Source organism: Flavobacterium sp. TN-1, assembly GCF_052828645.1.
In genome coordinates, this window is the sequence record NZ_CM128253.1 from 1,152,665 (window position 1) to 1,170,927 (window position 18,263).

At 31.9% G+C, this 18,263-nt stretch carries 21 protein-coding genes and 2 tRNA genes; 4 read left to right on the forward strand and 19 right to left on the reverse strand.

Annotated elements, in window-relative coordinates; translation table 11 throughout:
- Window positions 1-509: 509 nt before the first annotated feature.
- The 3 genes from ACUXZJ_RS04850 to ACUXZJ_RS04860 form a co-directional block, all read right to left on the reverse strand.
- Window positions 510-1,415, reverse strand: coding sequence for a DUF3078 domain-containing protein (locus ACUXZJ_RS04850; protein WP_060383535.1), 906 nt, complete (start codon window positions 1,413-1,415; stop codon window positions 510-512).
- A 69-nt stretch (window positions 1,416-1,484) separates the two neighbouring features.
- Window positions 1,485-1,558: transfer RNA gene (locus ACUXZJ_RS04855), tRNA-Ala, on the reverse strand.
- A 62-nt stretch (window positions 1,559-1,620) separates the two neighbouring features.
- Window positions 1,621-1,694, reverse strand: a tRNA-Ala gene (locus ACUXZJ_RS04860).
- A 59-nt stretch (window positions 1,695-1,753) separates the two neighbouring features.
- Between ACUXZJ_RS04860 and ACUXZJ_RS04865 the strand changes: the two genes are divergently transcribed.
- A complete protein-coding gene (locus tag ACUXZJ_RS04865; RefSeq protein WP_446195920.1) occupies window positions 1,754-2,086 on the forward strand; it encodes a ferredoxin in 333 nt (110 codons plus the stop codon).
- 65 nt (window positions 2,087-2,151) lie between these two features.
- On the opposite strand, the gene ACUXZJ_RS04870 is transcribed toward ACUXZJ_RS04865, so the two are convergent.
- The 7 genes from ACUXZJ_RS04870 to ACUXZJ_RS04900 form a co-directional block, all read right to left on the reverse strand.
- Entirely contained in the window at window positions 2,152-2,922 is a 771-nt protein-coding gene (locus tag ACUXZJ_RS04870) for a DUF3050 domain-containing protein (protein WP_060383533.1), read from the reverse strand.
- 76 nt (window positions 2,923-2,998) lie between these two features.
- Complete coding sequence (locus ACUXZJ_RS04875) at window positions 2,999-4,177, reverse strand: acyl-CoA dehydrogenase family protein (RefSeq protein WP_060383532.1); 1,179 nt, start codon at window positions 4,175-4,177, stop codon at window positions 2,999-3,001.
- A 567-nt stretch (window positions 4,178-4,744) separates the two neighbouring features.
- Complete coding sequence (locus ACUXZJ_RS04880; RefSeq protein WP_063743565.1) at window positions 4,745-5,866, reverse strand: type II secretion system F family protein; 1,122 nt, start codon at window positions 5,864-5,866, stop codon at window positions 4,745-4,747.
- Window positions 5,856-6,347, reverse strand: a complete 492-nt coding sequence (locus ACUXZJ_RS04885; RefSeq protein ID WP_060383530.1) for a PulJ/GspJ family protein — start codon at window positions 6,345-6,347, stop codon at window positions 5,856-5,858. Before ACUXZJ_RS04885 ends, ACUXZJ_RS04880 begins: the two co-directional genes overlap by 11 nt.
- The gene (locus ACUXZJ_RS04890) at window positions 6,337-6,678 is read right to left on the reverse strand and encodes a hypothetical protein (protein WP_060383529.1); all 342 of its coding nucleotides are present in this window, start codon (window positions 6,676-6,678) and stop codon (window positions 6,337-6,339) included. Before ACUXZJ_RS04890 ends, ACUXZJ_RS04885 begins: the two co-directional genes overlap by 11 nt.
- Window positions 6,653-7,714, reverse strand: a complete 1,062-nt coding sequence (locus ACUXZJ_RS04895) for a hypothetical protein (RefSeq protein ID WP_145902569.1) — start codon at window positions 7,712-7,714, stop codon at window positions 6,653-6,655. The genes ACUXZJ_RS04890 and ACUXZJ_RS04895 overlap by 26 nt, the downstream gene beginning before the upstream one ends.
- A 136-nt stretch (window positions 7,715-7,850) precedes the next feature.
- On the reverse strand, window positions 7,851-8,393 hold the full coding sequence (locus ACUXZJ_RS04900; protein WP_145915584.1) for a toxin-antitoxin system YwqK family antitoxin: 543 nt from the start codon (window positions 8,391-8,393) through the stop codon (window positions 7,851-7,853).
- A gap of 218 nt (window positions 8,394-8,611) precedes the next feature.
- Here ACUXZJ_RS04900 and ACUXZJ_RS04905 point away from each other — a divergent pair, with 218 nt between their 5' ends.
- From ACUXZJ_RS04905 to ACUXZJ_RS04915, 3 genes are read left to right on the forward strand one after another with little or no spacing between them, the layout of a single operon-like run.
- Complete coding sequence (locus ACUXZJ_RS04905; RefSeq protein ID WP_060383526.1) at window positions 8,612-9,118, forward strand: OmpH family outer membrane protein; 507 nt, start codon at window positions 8,612-8,614, stop codon at window positions 9,116-9,118.
- Window positions 9,105-9,704 carry a hypothetical protein gene (locus tag ACUXZJ_RS04910; RefSeq protein WP_060383525.1) on the forward strand — a complete coding sequence of 200 codons (600 nt, stop codon included), beginning with the start codon at window positions 9,105-9,107 and terminating at the stop codon, window positions 9,702-9,704. The genes ACUXZJ_RS04905 and ACUXZJ_RS04910 overlap by 14 nt, the downstream gene beginning before the upstream one ends.
- A complete protein-coding gene (locus ACUXZJ_RS04915; protein WP_446195925.1) occupies window positions 9,701-13,219 on the forward strand; it encodes a hypothetical protein in 3,519 nt (1,172 codons plus the stop codon). Before ACUXZJ_RS04910 ends, ACUXZJ_RS04915 begins: the two co-directional genes overlap by 4 nt.
- A 26-nt stretch (window positions 13,220-13,245) precedes the next feature.
- On the opposite strand, the gene ACUXZJ_RS04920 is transcribed toward ACUXZJ_RS04915, so the two are convergent.
- The 9 genes from ACUXZJ_RS04920 to ACUXZJ_RS04960 form a co-directional block, all read right to left on the reverse strand.
- On the reverse strand, window positions 13,246-14,070 hold the full coding sequence (locus ACUXZJ_RS04920) for a DNA adenine methylase (RefSeq protein ID WP_446194996.1): 825 nt from the start codon (window positions 14,068-14,070) through the stop codon (window positions 13,246-13,248).
- A gap of 193 nt (window positions 14,071-14,263) precedes the next feature.
- Window positions 14,264-14,428 (reverse strand): hypothetical protein, encoded by a 165-nt coding sequence (locus ACUXZJ_RS04925; RefSeq protein WP_163444998.1) that lies wholly within the window; start codon window positions 14,426-14,428, stop codon window positions 14,264-14,266.
- Window positions 14,429-14,433: 5 nt separating this feature from the next.
- Window positions 14,434-15,192, reverse strand: coding sequence for a hypothetical protein (locus ACUXZJ_RS04930; protein ID WP_446194994.1), 759 nt, complete (start codon window positions 15,190-15,192; stop codon window positions 14,434-14,436).
- A gap of 29 nt (window positions 15,193-15,221) precedes the next feature.
- The gene (locus tag ACUXZJ_RS04935) at window positions 15,222-15,566 is read right to left on the reverse strand and encodes a hypothetical protein (protein WP_446194992.1); all 345 of its coding nucleotides are present in this window, start codon (window positions 15,564-15,566) and stop codon (window positions 15,222-15,224) included.
- A complete protein-coding gene (locus ACUXZJ_RS04940) occupies window positions 15,563-16,384 on the reverse strand; it encodes a hypothetical protein (protein ID WP_446194991.1) in 822 nt (273 codons plus the stop codon). The genes ACUXZJ_RS04935 and ACUXZJ_RS04940 overlap by 4 nt, the downstream gene beginning before the upstream one ends.
- Complete coding sequence (locus ACUXZJ_RS04945) at window positions 16,381-16,848, reverse strand: hypothetical protein (RefSeq protein ID WP_088418382.1); 468 nt, start codon at window positions 16,846-16,848, stop codon at window positions 16,381-16,383. Before ACUXZJ_RS04945 ends, ACUXZJ_RS04940 begins: the two co-directional genes overlap by 4 nt.
- The gene (locus ACUXZJ_RS04950; RefSeq protein WP_446194989.1) at window positions 16,838-17,680 is read right to left on the reverse strand and encodes a nucleotidyltransferase; all 843 of its coding nucleotides are present in this window, start codon (window positions 17,678-17,680) and stop codon (window positions 16,838-16,840) included. The genes ACUXZJ_RS04945 and ACUXZJ_RS04950 overlap by 11 nt, the downstream gene beginning before the upstream one ends.
- Window positions 17,680-17,976, reverse strand: a complete 297-nt coding sequence (locus ACUXZJ_RS04955; RefSeq protein WP_446194987.1) for a hypothetical protein — start codon at window positions 17,974-17,976, stop codon at window positions 17,680-17,682. The genes ACUXZJ_RS04950 and ACUXZJ_RS04955 overlap by 1 nt, the downstream gene beginning before the upstream one ends.
- On the reverse strand, window positions 17,960-18,259 hold the full coding sequence (locus tag ACUXZJ_RS04960) for a hypothetical protein (RefSeq protein WP_446194985.1): 300 nt from the start codon (window positions 18,257-18,259) through the stop codon (window positions 17,960-17,962). The genes ACUXZJ_RS04955 and ACUXZJ_RS04960 overlap by 17 nt, the downstream gene beginning before the upstream one ends.
- Window positions 18,260-18,263: the final 4 nt, after the last annotated feature.

Sequence of the window (18,263 nt, forward strand, 5' to 3'; positions counted from 1 at the left end):
TATTTGTATAGCGTCTCTTTTGAATTTAATTTCTTTTTAAAGCAAAATGTTCGAAAAAAACAATGTTGTTTAGGTATATTTTAAATTTAAAATTAATCTTATGAGGCTATAATACCATTTAAACTTTGAAATTTTCTCATAATACTATTTTTTTAACCTTGAGACTGTTCAAAAAGTTTGTAATTTTTCATTTCGACACTATCCTACAAAAGCAATAAAGAATAGTGTTGGTTCTCGATGCGCTTCACGCTCGAACTAACGATGATTTCAGTTATATGCTCAACCATTTGTTAGAGTTGTTTTAAAATAAAAAAAACAGATCGAGAATTTTACTTTTTAGTCCAGTATATTTTAATTTTAAACGCTATAAATTTAATACTTAAATAAGATGTGTTTTAATTTGAGATAAATGATTTTCTTGAAACAAATATTTTACTACCTAAATAATAAAAATAGGAATAATATATAGACGTTATTTCTAGATTTTAGAAAGTTTTATTAGGAGTTTTCTAAAAAGAATAATTTAAACCAATACCAATTATCTGCTTAAATTGAATTTTAGCTCCTGATGTAATTAATTGTCCATTTATCTCATTTTTAGTCTTAACATCATCATCATATAACAAATTGGAATTAATGTTTGCTGAAACGTATTTATTGATGATGAAATCAAATTGTAATTGCCAATTTACGTCTATGTTACCAAAATTATTTAGATAGTCTGTGTAAAGATTAATTTTGTTTTCTAAATAAATATTTTGATATATTTCGTCTTTGTGAAAAGCGGTTAGAAGAATTCCAATTTCGTTTCGATATTTTTTTCCTTTTTCTACGCCAAAAGCACCTTCGTTCGCTAAATCTGTATTAAAGACAAAAGTAGATTTTTGAGTTAAAGGAGATAAATAGATTTTAAAATTTTGATCTTTATCAATATATTCAGTACCAATACCTATGAATAGATAAGCTGGGGCAAAAAAACTAGAAATAGGCTTCTCAAAGTTAGGATGCTTATATCCATTTGCAAATTGAGTATTGAAATTTAATTTAGCGGAATAGTGCCAATTAGAAATACTATCCTTTTTAAAACCTAAAGTAGAATTTAAGAGAAAGACATCTTCTGTTTTTCTTATTTCTTGACCATCTTGTTTGTTTATACCATAGCGAAATAATAGCTCATTATGCCATTTGATGTTTTTATGCTGGAAAATTCTTTTGAAATCACCTTTAATCAGACCCGAAATAGAATTGTTACCACCCGCATTCCAATTAATAAAACTTATTTGATTAATGTCTAAAGAAATTTTATTTTGTTTCTTCCAATGTGTTACAGTATCAGGAAGAGTTGTTATGATTTCTTGAGAAGAAGCTTTTAAGAAACAAAATAAAAATAAAATAAATAAGGTCTTATTTTTCATTTTATTATGAGATAAAAAAAACGCCTCTAGGAGACGCTCTCGGTTTTTGGTTTTGGTTAGTTAATTTAGTGGAGAATATCGGAGTCGAACCGATGACCTCCTGCGTGCAAGGCAGGCGCTCTAGCCAGCTGAGCTAATCCCCCATGTTTTGTCAAATATATTATTTTTTTCTTTCTAGAAAAAATATTCTAAAAAAAATAAAAAGTGGAGAATACCGGGCTCGAACCGGTCACCTCTACGCTGCCAGCGTAGCGCTCTAGCCAAATGAGCTAATCCCCCAAAGTTTTGTCAAATTTAATATTTTTCTATAAATATCGTTACTTTTGTAAGAAAAAAATATGTCTTTAGATATTATCATAAAAATAACGGATAGAGAAGGAGTAACTCATGAAGTACAAGCACAAACAGATATGAATATGAATATTATGGAACTTGTTCGTGCGTATGAATTGGCCCCTGAAGGAACTATAGGTATTTGTGGAGGAATGGCTATGTGTGCTTCTTGTCAATGTTATGTTTTGAATAATGTAGAATTACCTGAAAAAAATCCTGATGAAGAGGCTATGCTTTGGGAAGCTTTAAATGTAAAAGAAAATAGTCGTTTAGGTTGTCAGATTTTAATAACTCCTGAAATTAACGGATTAGAAATAGAATTAGCCCCTGCTGAATAAGAAACTATTCTGCCCGAATAATAGGATAATTAAGAGAAATTAAATTTTTCGGGCAGTTTTATTTTTTAGATAGAGTCAATTGCTTTCTCAATTGCATTCCACAAAGCAATTCGTTTTTCCAAAGCTTCAATTGCAATGATTTCCATTTCATTCCATTTTTTTGGGTCGTTGTTTGCTAAGTATTCAATCATTTTCATAGCCATGGGACCGTGTTCGTCCGCATCAAGTTCTATATGTCGTTCGAAATAATAAATTAATTTTGAAAAATCTTTTTCAGGAAATGATTCTTTAAAATTTTTCAAAATAGCCGTAAACATGCTAGGTATTAGATCTTCTCTCCCAAAAGTAAACGCGCTTGCTATTTCATGAGCTTGTCCTTTTTCAATTACATTAAAAGTAAAATTTAAAAAGTCCTTTATAGCTTGTCCTAATTCACTTTCATTAATGCTTTTGAAAATATTTTGAGTTTCATCAGTATGTTTCAAAAATTTCTTGATTTCGCTCGTAGAAGCACCACAGTCATACATAGCTTCTAAATACATTTCATAATGACTTAGACGCCTACCATCTAGAGCTAAGTCAGACTCTTCTGCTAAAACTATTTCATTGATTAAATAACGAGTTTCTGGGTTAGGGGAGGCTTTCCATGGAGTGCTAGTGCACGTTAATTGATTTTGTAGTGCTTTTAATAAAGACATAAAATCCCAAACAGCGTAAATGTGATGTTCGAGAAATATATTAAGCGATTCTAATGTTTTGATTTTAGAATACAAAGGATGGTTTAATAGTATATCCTTTTGTGTTTGGATACTTTTATGGATAGATTCTATGCTCATTATTTTAATAAATTTCAACAAAAATAATAAATGCCTCCCTAATAGGGGAGGCATTTATATGATTTTTATTTATGTACTATTTGAAAGCAGGAAAACCTGTTATATCCATACCTGTAATTAATAAATGAATATCATGAGTTCCTTCGTATGTTACTACAGATTCTAAATTCATCATGTGACGCATAATAGAGTATTCTCCTGTAATTCCCATTCCACCCAGTATCTGGCGAGCATCACGAGCTATCGTTAGAGCCATGTCTACATTGTTTCTTTTTGCCATGGAGATTTGAGCTGATGTAGCTTTTCCTTCATTACGTAAGACACCTAATCTCCAAGTTAAAAGTTGAGCCTTTGTGATTTCGGTAATCATTTCAGCAAGTTTTTTTTGTTGTAATTGAGTTGCGCCAATTGGTTTTTCAAATTGAATGCGTTCTTTGGAATAACGTAGGGCTGTGTCATAACAATCCATAGCAGCCCCAATTGCACCCCATGCAATTCCATAACGAGCCGAGTCTAGACAACCAAGAGGAGCGCCTAATCCTGATTTGCCAGGTAGTAAGTTTTCTTTAGGGACTTTTACATTATCAAATATAAGTTCTCCTGTTGCAGAGGCACGTAGAGACCACTTGTTATGGGTTTCAGGTGTGCTAAAACCATCCATTCCTCGTTCAACAATTAATCCGTGAATACGACCTTCTTCATTTTTTGCCCAAACTACTGCAATTTGAGCAAAAGGAGCATTAGAAATCCACATTTTAGCACCATTTAATAGATAATGATCTCCCATATCTTTGAAATTAGTTACCATACCCCCGGGATTTGATCCGTAATCAGGTTCTGTTAATCCAAAACAACCCATCCATTCTCCTGTAGCTAATTTAGGTAAATATTTTTGACGTTGTGCTTCAGATCCATATTTCCAAATAGGATACATGACCAATGAAGATTGTACAGATGAAGTAGAACGTACACCAGAGTCTCCTCTTTCTATTTCTTGCATTATTAAACCATACGAAATCTGATCTAATCCCGCACCACCATATTCAACAGGTATATATGGCCCAAATCCGCCTATTTCACCTAATCCTTTAATAATTTGATGAGGAAATTCAGCGCGTTGTGCATATTCTTCAATTATAGGTGATATTTCTTTTTTTACCCATGTACGAGCAGCATCACGTACTAATTTATGCTCTTCTGTTAAAAGATCATCTAACTGGTAATAATCGGGTGATTGAAATAAATCCGGTTTCATATCGTTTGTTTTTTATTGTGAAAAATATACTAGTTAAAGGTGTTTCAAAACGACAAGATTGTTATTTAACTCGTTTCAGTTGTTTAGATCTAGTTACTCAACCGAAATGAATTGCATAACTTTGATAATGAGACAAGCTAAATAGAACGTTGTTACTTTTTGGACAGCCTTAACAAAAATATATAAAGATTTTTATCTAGCAACTGATAAATGTTATGAATAGTCTAAAAAAGAAAATAAATAGGTTCTTGATAAAAAACAAGTTAAAAAATGGCCCTCTATATGAGCCTTTTATTTTTATTATAACCTCAAATTACGCATTAGAGAATTTTAAAAAAACTTTATTGATTTCCTAATACTTTAATTTTTTAAAAACTAGAATTGATAAAAATTAAAACATTTTATTTCAATGAGTTATAAAAATTAGTTTTTCTAATGCGTAATCTGAGATAAAGGCGAACGCATAATTTGAGCCAGAATTTTTTTAGTTTTCACTGTTCAACTAGTATTATATATTATCGTTTAAACAGTATTTAATTTCATTGTTATTTATGTTAAGGAAGACTATTAATTTTTGATAATTTTACTTAAGTCAAACATAGGTGCATACATTGATACCATAATGATTCCTACTATAATACCTATAATGATAATAAGCATAGGTTCTAAAATTACGCCAATCATTTTGGTTTGATAATTGACTTCCTCGTTGTATTGTTCAGTTAGTTTTTCGAACATGGTGTCTAACTGATTAACTTGTTCTGATACCTCAATCATAGATACCATCTTGGCTTCAAAAACAGGATGTTTTTGTAAACTTTCGCTTAAAGAAGCACCTTTTGTAATGTCTTTTTTTATGGTTTCAATAGCGTTTTCTATTGGGTAAAAGCCTATCATTTTGGAAGTAAGTGATAAAGAATTAATCAAAGTAGTACGCGAAGTGATAAGCAAACTCATGGCTTGGCAAAAACGAGATAGATAAATTTTTTGAATTAGATTGCCAAAATAAGGTAATCGTAAAATGAGTCCTGTTATAAATGCACGATATTGAGTATTTTTTTTAAAAGAATAATGAGCTATTAATGAAATTATAATTACCAATAGAATGCCACTAAATATTTTGCCTGAATTATTAGATAAGTTGATAATAATTTGAGTGCTTTTAGGCAATTCATTTCCAAACTGTTTAAAAACAGAACTAAACATAGGAACGACCTTGTTCAGCATAAAATACAAAACTAAAAAGGTTACAATCAATACAATTACAGGGTAGGTTAATACCGAAACGATTTGACGCTGCATTTGTATTTTACGGTTGAAGTATTTTTGTAATTCATGTAAAATTTCTTCTAACTTTCTCGTTTCTTCACCTATTTGAATGCTATAATATTCATAAGGTGAAAATTGATTTGTTTCCTTTATAGATTCGTATATGCTTCTTCCCTGGCTTACCTTAGTTTTTACTGATATTATAATTTCTTTCTCGTTTTTATGAGTAGATTGATTACTCAAAATTTCTAATGCTTTCTTGAAATCTACTCCTGATTTTAGTAAAAGACCTAATTCTCTATAGAAATTTTCTTTTTGTTTATCAGAGATTTTTTTACGTAAACTAAAAGAGAATGCACCTGAAGCTTTTTTTGTATTTGAGGTGTTCTTTTTTTTAAGGGTTTTTAAATCAAAACTCATTTTTAAATTTTTTTGATATCAAATCGTAGGCAAAAATAGGTTTGTAAAAATTTAAATCCATAAGAATACTATCTGAACTGATTTTTATTTTTATCCTTTGAAAATGTGTTTTTTCAGAAACATCATGAAGCGAATCAATTTGAAAATGACGAACAGTAATTTTAAAAGTATCTACAAAAGTTTCATTGCTTCTAATTATATTTTCTTTTTCAAAATAATAATTAGTATACATTCCAGTATAATTTGAAAAATGCACTGTATTATCAATTATTTCCATCTTATCATTATCAAAAATATCTTTATTAATACTATATGTGAGTCTATTTAAGTCATGGGTAGCCTGATTTTGTTCTTTGTAATTTAACATCCTTTCAGTTATGATAGAAAATAAAGTAAAAGTAAGTCCTATAATAATTGCTGTAATAGCCATAGATAAAATAGCTTCCAAAATAGAAAAAGCTTTTAAATAATTATTCTTCATGATTAAGTATGTAAAACTTTTTTGTAAGCTCTGTTTCAGAGCTATCTTTGTATGAAACTTTTATTTCTTTTAAATTTATATCTATTAGTTTCGTCTCTATAGTAATATTTTCTGCTTCTTGTACAAGTGAATCGAGTTGTAATTGTGTAAGATAAAAAAGACCGTTAGTTTGATGTTGTGTTTGATAGTATTTAGGTGCTGACTTTGGAGTTAAAACGGCTGAAAAAATTAACATAGCTGTGTACAAGCATATTGATATGATACACAATGCTACCACAGATTCTAGAATTGAATTAGCTTTTACTTTATTTAAGTTTTTTAATGACACCATATTTTGTATTTGGATTTATAAATAAAGGAAAATCCATGAAATAATAAGGTTTTTTAGTAATATTAATTGTGAGATTATGTAGTACATTTTCATGTACAGAGGAGCTAGTTTGTCTAAAAACTTTATTAGTAAACACAGAACCATATACTGTTCCTTGTAAATCAAGTTTGCCAGTACAATAAATAGAACCAACTACTAAATTCTTATCTTCAATACTAATGCTATTTTTACTAATATTTTCTATTCCATTCCCAAATAAAACTACTGTGCCGAAAATTTTAGTTTCTTTTCCAATTTTAATTTTAGTTTCTTCGTTTTCTTGGCTTTTAAGAATAAGTGCGGAAGGATAATTTAGAATTACCTTAGTGCCAACATTGATTTTTTGGGTTGCTATAAATTGAGCATTTCCTTTGAAGCCTTCTTCTATCGTTATTCTTGGCGAAACGACGATAACATCTTCTAAGATTGCACTTTTAGTAATTTTAATAGAATCTTTGTTGCGTAATATAAAATTACCTTTTATTATAATATTACTCAAATTACTATCTATGTTTATTTCTTCAGTTGGTTTGGTAAATGAATTAAAAAATAAGGAATCCTTTACTTTATTGTTATTATTTAAAGTGTTTTTATTCGTTGTAAATCCCTCTAAAATTTTATTAAATTTAGGATTTATTTCAGGTAAACGAAGTTTTGAAATTTCTTTTCTTCCAATATGTGTGAAAGAGTTTATTTCATTGGTTAGATAAGTAGGGGATATGTAATTTGAAGGAAAATAAGTTGTTCCGTGTAACTTTATGATTCCATTATACCCAATATTTTGTGTGAAATTAGAAATATAGAGTGCTGTTTCTAGATGATTGTAACCACCAATTAAATGGGTAGCTGTAATCGTATCATTTTTAAAGACAGATTGCGTAGTAACTACGTTAAGTAAACCATACGGTTTTGTATTATAACTATTATGAATTGAATTGTTTTCATCAGTGAGAAAATCGGTGGTTTCATTCAAATTATTTCCCAATGCAAAATTCAAGGCAGATTGATTTTGTATATATAATTCCTCTTCTAAATTATAGTGTAGGTTTAATAAACTATATAAATTGAAAAAATAGAGTAAGGCTCCACAAATAATGGAAATCAATAAACAGATATAAATTGCATAAAGAAGACTATGCGCCTTGAGCATCATGATTTTTGTTTTTTTTACAAAATAGACGTTTGAAAAAACTAGCTTTACCAGATGTGTCAGGTTTTTTTTGAGTAGTCCTATTTGCTTTTTTGGGTGATATGATTTTGCCTTCCTTGTAAAATAAGGTGTCTTTTCGTTCAAAATGAATCCAAATTTTAGCTTTTAAATCATTTTTATAAAATCCACGCTCAATCATCTTTCCCTCTGTATCAAAAGAAAAATACTCACCATGTTTTAGTCCAGAAGACCAATGTTGTATGAATGCAATTTTGCCATTAGGATGCCAAGATTTCCATTCTTTTATTTTTAGACCTTTTTTAAAAGTTCCTTGTTCAGCCAATTGGTTGCTATGGTAAAATTTTGAAAATTTACCATCTAACAATTCACCAGCAATACCGTATTGAGAATTATGTATAAGTCCACCTTTAAACCAGAAATAGTCTTTGTTAATTTTAGGCGTTTTCTTTTTATTCGTTGTAAAAAACTCATAACGGAAGTCCTTATCTGAAATTCTCTTGATCAAAAAAGGGTCTTGAAAAGAGCATAATAAAGAATAGATAAAAAGTAGAGAAGTAAATTTAAAAGTGTTTTTTTTCAAGGTTTTTGTAGCATTGATTAAAAAAGCGCAATTTAAATTAAATTTTCTTTAAATAAATTTTTGTAAGAAAAAAAATAAAAAACAGTTGTTTGAATTTTTCTAAAGTCTTTAAAAGTCTTACTTTTGTAAGAAAAAATAAGAAAATGCGTTTTAGTTGGGAAAAATGCAATGACAAAATACTACCTATTGGGTTAATTCTTCTATCCTTTGTTGTAATATTATTAGTTGTTTTTCAGGTGTTTAAATCACCTGATGTAGTGTGTGTAAATAATGCAAAGCTTTTTGAAGGTTTTAATATGACCAAAGAAATGAAAAAGGCAGGAGATCGTGAATTTAGAACACAAAAAGCGGTTTTAGACTCCTTATATGCTAAAATTAATACACCTGGGAATGAAAACAACGAAAATTTAAACAAAGAATTTATCTTAAAGCGAAACGAATTCGAACAAGCAAGTCAAGCATTTGTTATGGAAGAATCAGCTAAAATTTGGAAACGACTTCAAGAGTATGTTCAAGAATATGCTACTCAGCAAAACTATCAAGTTGTGATAGGTTCAACACAAGAACAGCAAGTTATTTATGCTAATCCTAAAGTAGATATTACGCTTGATTTAATCCAATTTTCAAATCAAAAATATGAAGGAAATTAAATTGGTTCTACTCTATTTCGTAGTGCCCTTTTTCTCTTTAATTTCTTGTAAAAAAGATCCTAAAGATGATTCTGATATTCGTTATCAACTCTTCCAATTAGAGGGACGTGGATGGAAATCGCGTATGCGTACTCAAAAAGTAGACGATATAGGATTTACGGCTACAGAAGTTCCTATTCAGTACTATTTGTTAAAAAATCAAGGTAGCCAAGATTTATGGGCTATAGACTCTATTTATAAGGCTAATAAAACAGAGCGGGTGATGGAGTTTGTTTTTCAACAAGAAGAAGAAAAAGAACTACTTGATCCTTCTTTTACGGGAATTAGTTACGAGGAAGGCCTAAAGTATTTAGCTTTTGGGATAGATCAAGATTTTTATGTAGTAACATCCAAAAAAGATACGATTCCTTGTGCTGGCGTAAATTATGAAAGGACATACAAAATAACACCCTATCAAAAAATACTGCTGTATTTTTCAGGGATACAACCTGATGAGGAAGTACAGTTAATATACAAAGATAAATTATTTAAAAAAGGGACATTAAAATTTAAATTTAATAGTGCCGATACTCAAATAAAGCTATGAGGAAAATTAGAGAAAGTCGTTTTTCAAAGATTGTTGCGTATTACTTGTTGATAAATTTAATTGTAGAGTTGATGACTCCTACAGCAGCTTATGCTTTGACAACAGGTCCTACACAACCTGAATTTAACTCCTTTACACCTATTGCCACATCAGATATGGTGGATTTATCAAGTGGTGATTTTAATTATAATATTCCTATCATGGATGTGGGGGGGTATCCTATTAACTTAGCTTATAATTCAGGAGTTACGATGGATCAAGAAGCTTCTTGGGTGGGATTAGGCTGGGATTTGAGTGTAGGTCAAATCTCACGACAAGTACGTGGATTGCCCGATGACTTTAAGGGGGATGTTATGACTTATGAAAATAACATGAAACCTAATATTACCATTGGTAGTTCTGCCAATATTTTTATTTCACCATTCGGATTAAAAGAAAAAGCAGGGCTTAGAGTTGGCTTTGGTCTTGGAATAAAGTATAATAATTACGACGGTGTTGGTTTTTCAACTAATGGAGGAATAAGTTACGATATTAGTAAGAATTTATCTGTCGGATTAAATCTGAATTCTTCTTCTACAGAGGGAGTTAGTGTTTTACCTAGTGCTTCATTTAGTCTTAAGACTAAGACTGTTGAAGAAAAAAGTAAAAGTGTCGGATTAAGCCTAGGAGTTGGTTTAAACAGTAGAAAAGGAGTAGAAACTTTTACAGCGTCGGCATCTTATACTAAAACAGATAAAGAGGCTCAAAGGTCAGTAAAAAATCAGGACGGAAGTATAACAGAAGGAAATAAAGCTCAAGGGCAAACAGGTTCTGTTGGAGGAGGATCTTTATCGTTTACAAACACATCGTTTACGCCCACTAAAAGAATAGGTATGTCTTCTAAAAACTATACCTTTTCTATGAATATTGAAATTGCTACGTATGGCATAAACCCAGGAACAAAATTTTCTGGATATAAAAATGAACAAGGGATTAAAGAATCTGAAAAAAATAAAACAGAAAAAGGATTTGGTTATGAAAATACTACTCTGGCGGGATATTCAGATATCTTAGATTTTAATCGTGAAAAGGATCGAGAGTTAAACGAAAATACTATATCATTACCCATTACTAATTATTCGTATGATTTGTATAATATACAAGGTCAGGGAATTAGAGGTATGTTTAGACCTTATAGAGGGCAAGTAGGTCTTGTATATGATAATTATACTACTGATGAAAGTTTTGGATTAAATTTGGGAGGTGAAATTGGCGCAGGTTCAGGTGCGCATTTTGGCTTTGATATAGATGCCACAGAAAGCATTAGCTCTTCTGGTCTTTGGCAAACGTCTCCAATAAAAAGATTGTTAGAAAAAAAATCAGGAAACAACCCAAACTATGAAAAAGTTTTTTTCAAAAATATAGGAGGGTTTCATGTAGACAAAGACATGAAGCAACTTTTTTATAACTCAACACTATCAGATCCTAACAATCAAACCAAACTAGGAGGGTATAGTCCTGTAGCTTTTAAAATAGAAGGAGCTAAATACAATAGGAATGCTAGTTTGTTTTACTATGATAAATTTTTATATAAGACATTACCATTAGGAAAAGAATTACAGATTAAAAGAGGGGATCATCGTGTAAATAGAGGACAAAGCATCGAAAAAATTTCAGTTGAAGAAGCTCGTAAGTATGGTGAATTTTCAATAAATCCATTCGCAAGATCTAAAAAGCATCATACCGCAGCTATTAGAATAACGAAAGAGGGGGGAGAACGATATAATTATGATAAAACAGCTTATAACGTTGTTAAGAAGGAAGTCACTTTTGATATTTCAGGAAGAACACCTGAAACTAAAAATAAAAGAGGGTTTATTAATTATGTTCCAGGAATTGATAATTCAACAGGAAATAACAGAATAGGAGATCAATACTTTAATAGAATAACTACTCCTGGGTATGCACATACTTATCTTTTAACTTCTGTTTTGTCTTCAGATTATAGAGATATTGATGGGAAAAAAGGGCCTACAGATGGTGATTTAGGGAATTACACTAAATTTTCATACGAAAATAAAGGAAAGTTAGATGGAAAACTTTATACATATAAATGGAGAGTTCCTTACGAAAAAGCACTTGCAAATTATGATGAAGGGCTAAAATCTTTAGATAAAGATAATAAAGGAAATTATCTCTATGGAGAGAAAGAAATGGTTTATCTTCAAAAAATAGAAACCAAAACGCATGTAGCTATTTTTTCAATATCTGCAAGAAAAGACGGACATGGTGTAATGGATGAAAATGGAGGGCGCGATGATAATCCAAATCATCCTTGGTCTAAAATGTGGAAGCTAGACAAGATTGCCTTATATTCAAAACCAGAATATAGTGCCAAAGGAGAAAATGCTATTCCTATAAAAGTAGCTAATTTCGTATATGATTATTCATTGTGTCAAGACGTACCAAATAATAATAAAGTCTCAGCCAATGAACCTAATGAAATTGAAAACCAAGGAGGAAAATTAACCTTAAAAAAAATTTATTTTACCTATAGAAACTCAAATATGGGGAAACATACTCCCTATATATTTAATTACGGATATAATCCTAAATATGATCAAAGGGCAAATGATGTGTGGGGCAATTATAAACCAGAGGAGGCTTCTAGATATAGCCCATATGATCCTTTATCTAATGCTGAATATCCGTATGTAGAACAAAGGAGTCAACAAAATGCTGATTTATATACATCAGCTTGGTTGCTAAATTCAGTAGAACTCCCTTCGGGAGGCATATTAGACATAAAATATGAATCAGATGATTATAAATATGTGCAAGATAAAGAAGTCATGCAAATGTTTAAAGTGGTAGGTGTAGGAAGTAAATCAAATCCTTCCGCGTCTGAAATAAATAGTAGAGAGCTTTATACGCCTGACTTTGTAAATTTAAAAAATTATTTATACATCAGGTTAGATAAAGTATGTACACTTGAAGAATTTCAGGAGAAGTATATTAAAAAATTAATAGATAAAGATATTTATTTTAGATTTTTACTCAATATGAATAATGTTCGATTTGGACAAGATAAATATGATTATGTTACAGGATATATCAATATAGAATCATCTGGACATAATACAGTAAGAATTGGAGATGTAAGTTATGGAGTACTTAAAATCAAAACAGTTACTAAAGGAGATGGTTTAACTGCTGCTTTACCTGTAAATCCAATTGCTAAGGCAGGATGGTTTTTTGGTCGTCAACACTTGAATAAATTAATCTATAATAATACAGGAGAAGAAGATAGACAACTAGATGATGTTAAAGGGGTTGTAATGGATCTTATGATGTTAGTTCCTCAAATTGCAGATATTTTTAAAAGCCCCAACGCCCAACTTATAGAAAAAGGCATTTATAATCAAAAAATTCAAATGCCCATTTTTTCAAATTCAAATGCCCATTTTTTTACAAAATTACAAAAGGCATTGCTTATCACGCAATGCCTTTTTAAATTAACTTTAAACTCTATTTAAACCATTGTTTTTTTATCTCATTATCATTATGCTATTTTTTTATACAACATTATATCCGTATAATTCGCTTTGTTCACTTGTGTATTCATAGTTTCCATTTTCGAACCGTGAAACGGATTACTCATTGGCGTTTTTGTTTCAATCCACTCACAAAGCTCAACGATTTGACTCTTATTAGACGTGAAATAAAAATAATTTGAGCCTTCCAACACGTTTAAAACGTCTAAATAATCCCTAAGGTTCCAGTAGTCTTTATATGTACTGGCATCAGTTGATAAGTATGGCGGGTCTACCAAAAACACAACATTTTTTCTGTCCTTATACTTCTTGAACAATTCTTTATAATCCATTTGCACGACCTCAATTCCATCCAAATAACCGTCTGCGGTGTAGTTGGATTGTCGCACACAGTTGTACAGCGTAGATTTTTCAAATTCTTTATAACAAGTGGCGTAATTCATACTAAAAAGAATTGAGCTTGAAAGCGTAATATAGTCAACATAGCCTTTGGTTTCCTCTGACTTGACACGCTCTAATACTTGCTCACGTGCCTCTCCTTTAATGAGTTTATCTTTTGGATGATTTACCAAGATTAGCCTAATATCATCAAGCAAAACGTTGGTTTTGTCGATGTTTGCCAGTCGCTGGCTATACCCGTCGAAGTCGTTATAAACTACCGTGGCATTTGGATAATAAGCCTTAACTGTGTGGCTTAATAATCCCGAACCACCAAACATATCTACATAAATGGCATCGGCTGGAAATACATTTAAAGCAGGTTTGAATTGTTTTAAAAACTTTCGTTTTTGCCCCATAAATGGTAACGGAGCGGATGAAAATACTTTCTTCATTTTTTTGATTTTTTTTGATCGATGATTGTTTAATTAAATTTGATGATTGTCTTTGCAAACTCACCTTTTTAGCATAAAAAACCACACTACAGAAGACTTTAGTCCTCCGCTGTGTGGTTTTTGCACTAAAATTAAAAGGTGAGATGTTTAATTTTGCGGAGGACTTTTTTATTCCCTTCCTCCAAAGGAAATTTTACTTTACGGCATCCTGCGAAAATATTAATCCAATTCCCGCTAATACCGCTGTTAAAGCTTCAATAGTTTTTGTTTTGTCATTAACAAACAACAAAACTCCTGACACGATGGAAACAACGCCAGCGGACGTGGTTTTCCAGTTTTTAAAAATTGCTTTCATCATATAAATTATTTTGAGGGACAATATCCTAATCGAACAATACCCATTTTAAATAACCCTGAAGGGCTTGAACCCGTTTTGTTGTACGGAAACACAGAAAAACCACTTAGTTCTGAAACGTTTGTAGTTAGCTCGCTTTCAAAAAGAACTTCGCTTGTTTTTTTATCTGAAATTTTAACGTTATACCCCTGTGCGCTTCGTGTTATTTGTACGTTGTATATGACATCTTTAGCAAATAAAATTCCTGTGTCAATTCTTGTGATATCAGTATTCCGTTTGCTCGCTATTTCAAAGCTTGCGCTTAAAGAAAAGTCAAGACCTGTGAAATCAGTTTCTACTCCTGTCTGTCCAATAGCAATACGCCAGCACGTGTCGTTATAAAATTCAGGGACAGGATTAATCGTCGAATCATATAGAAAATCAACAGATAAACTGTCTCCTATAAAAAGATTAACACCTGATTCAAAAGCATTGATATTCAAATCTGTATTATAGGGAGAGTCACTCATTAATTGGAAGTAATTAACGCCTATATATTTTGAGTGAACAGGGTAAGAACCCGCAGATTTCACATTTGTGAAAAATATATTTGAGGGGTATGAGGTTAAAGGGATATGCCACATCCATTGTTTAGAAGAGTTCAAATCTTTCACGTCAATTTCTTTTATAATATTATCTTTACTTCTTACCAATAGACAACTGTCGGTAAGTCTTCCTTTTGCCACTTTATTAAGGCAAATCGGCTTATTAATAATTTGTTTACTCATTTTAGATTTTAGATTTAGTTTTCAATATTTTAAATAATTCCATAACTGGCAAGCCGTTGCGGGTCACCTTCTAAATAGGTAGCATTTATAAAATGCTCTTCGACAAATCCTACCACAAAATCGCCCGATTCTAAAACGTTATTATTAGCATTTGGTGCTACTTTAAATATCTGCAACTGCCCGACGGGTACAATTCGTGGGTTTTGCTGACTGATTTGGTTGATGCTTTCATAGACTTGGGTAATTCCTTCAATCTGATTGATTGGGATTTTTTCTGACTTGTGCCAAAACGAATCCCATGTAGCACTGAATTGTTCTTCGGTTGGTTTCGAACCTGTTTTAAACCATTTTTTTATGTTTTCTTTCGCTGTCATAGTTCTGTGATTTCGAAATGAATTCTAATAGACTGTACTGTTGATGCAGCTTCGTACAAGCCTACTTTAAACTTGTTGGTGTCGATGATTTTGAATACAGGATTTCCAGCGTCGTCGTCATTCGATATAGTACCTAAAGATTCGACCATTAAGTTTACTTTATAATTAACTGATGGCATTGGATTCAAAAAGCTTACATCTATATAATGATTACCTCCATCGACATAAGATGCTACAACAGCAGAAACACAATCCCCAAAGACAGGAAGGTTTGAGCCTACAGGCTGTCCACCTGTAATATCACCTAAAGTGAAGTACCCTTTGTTTTTAATAGGATTATTGAACGTTGGACGTTTTTCAAGCTCTATAATTCTATCAATTAAGCTTTGAATTATCGTTTTGTCAGCTTTTTTAGGCAACTCTTCATTAACTGTTTTTAAATCCGACGTGAGCTGTATGGTCGATTTTGGGCGTTTGAAATCAGCCCAATTAAAAGTAACTGACCCAATTCCAAACATTGCTTTTCGAACGAATAGAACATCTTTGTTTGTACCGTCTTTAAATTCCCTTTTATAAGCTGTTTCAGTAATTATAACAGTAGGTCCTTTCAGACCTCCAACAAAGTCAAGCACTTCACCGTTGATATACACAACGCCATCGCTCACAGTACCATTGCTTTCCTGACATCCTTTCAAGATGGCAAAATTCCCCGCTAGTTCGCCCAAGCTGTTTAAAAGTTGCCAGCTTGTTTGCATATCTTCTAAAGTTTGGGTTTTGATAGGAAAACCACCACTTTGGTTAATTTTTTGATAATTCATAGTTTTTCTATTCTGTAGCGTTTACCCGCCAGTTTGTAATATTTTATCAAATAGTTTAGTTTATGAATGTTTGCATCCACCAATTCCGACGGCACAAACACTACAAAGTCAACGCCTGTGTTTTCGTATTCATCTTCGGAAAAGACAAAAAGCGTATCATCTAAAAAAACTTCTTCGCCCTCTTCGTCTGTAAAAATGTACTCCTGTTGAAAAGAGTCTCCGTCGTCTATATAAATGCGCCTTAGTGTTTTGTCAAATTCGTCATTCAAAACGGCTTCAAGCTTGCACACTTGCCCATTATGCGCCAGCTTATACCAATCGTCGTCACGCTTCGATTTCCAGGACCTGTAAACGCTGTCAATTGGTTGTACCAAACAATGTAGAAAAGCAATTGTTTTGGGTTTACGCAGTGCTATTGGTAACAGTAATACTGCTAATTTCTTAAAGTCAACTTCATACCACATAATTCAAACTACTTTGGTTGTCTAACTCGAAATAACCTGCCTCGGGGATTGTTTTAATGTTAATACTTTTGAAACCTTCATAACTTCTTGTATCATTATTGTACTTCGAACTTTGAATGTTTGAAATGTTGACATTTTCCACGCCATCAACCTCCCGAAGCTTAGCAATTAAATCGTTTATGATTAACTCACCGTCAAATGGCAAACTTTTCAAATAATTCTTTAAAGCTAATTCTACCGACTTTGAACCAGTTCGAATGTTTACGCCATCATTACCTATAACCAAAGGATTCACGTAAATTTTCATCTGCAAAAGCAGTTTATCGGCGGGGTTGTTCACGATTAAAAACTTCACACCCGCATAGCGTATTTTTTTGATGTAATCCGTAAAACTAACTAGTTCGGAATCGCTTAATTTTCGCAAAATATCGCCTTGTTCGCCTGCAATTTTGATGATTAGTCTTGAACTTTCCACGCCTTCCTCGGGTATGGAACAATACTTCACAATCTTTGACGCTTCAATTTGTTCAGATGTAGCATTTGAGTTATTAAACTGGTCGTCGTCAGGCAATAAATCAAACCCCATTTGAAAGGCTAACGCCATATTTCTGTACCATCTTGCTGTGCCAGGTTTATATTCGTAAATTGCGGTGTCTATTTGGGTTTTATGCGTATCCATCAATTTTTCAAAAGTTTGAATAACGGCAGCATTAATTCTCGTGAAACGATAAAATAGATTAGCTGAACTCAAAGGAGCTTGTATATCTAAAACCGAACTGGTATATAATTCGTTTAAAATTTGATCGTGTATTTCTTTTTCAGTTCGTGCCATTATCGTACTATAAAACTTGAGTTTATAACCATTTCGCCAATGCCTAGTGGTTTATCGTATTGTGTTTGTTCTAATGTCAATCCCGTTGCGGGTTGAAGGTTTCTAGCCTCTAAATATTTTTTGTTTTTTTGGTTAATTGCTATAGTGTTAGGTATTTCTACCTCTTGACCGCTTTGTAAGTCATCGGTAATTGATGAATTGTTATAGAATGCCAATGGATAAGCATTAGAGGCATCACCTGTATAAATGCTGGCTACATCGAACCAGTTCTGTAGCACCTTAACTTTTACTATCATAATTAGCGTCTATTTCTAAATTTCCATCATTCCAACTCAAAGAGTTTACTATCATTCCATCGGCTATAAACTCCTGTCTGATCTCACGCATTAAGCTCTCTGGATTATGCATCTCAGCGTATCGTAAAGCTCCCACGCCTCGGGTAATATTTTCTTTGAATTCGCCTTTATCCACCATAATCAAAATTTTTTGATGCTGGTGCGTGCTTTCTCCAAGTACCAAATCGTTACCTTGAATAAGCAAATCCATATCGTCGTCTAGCATTATATCCTTAGGTATCATTTAA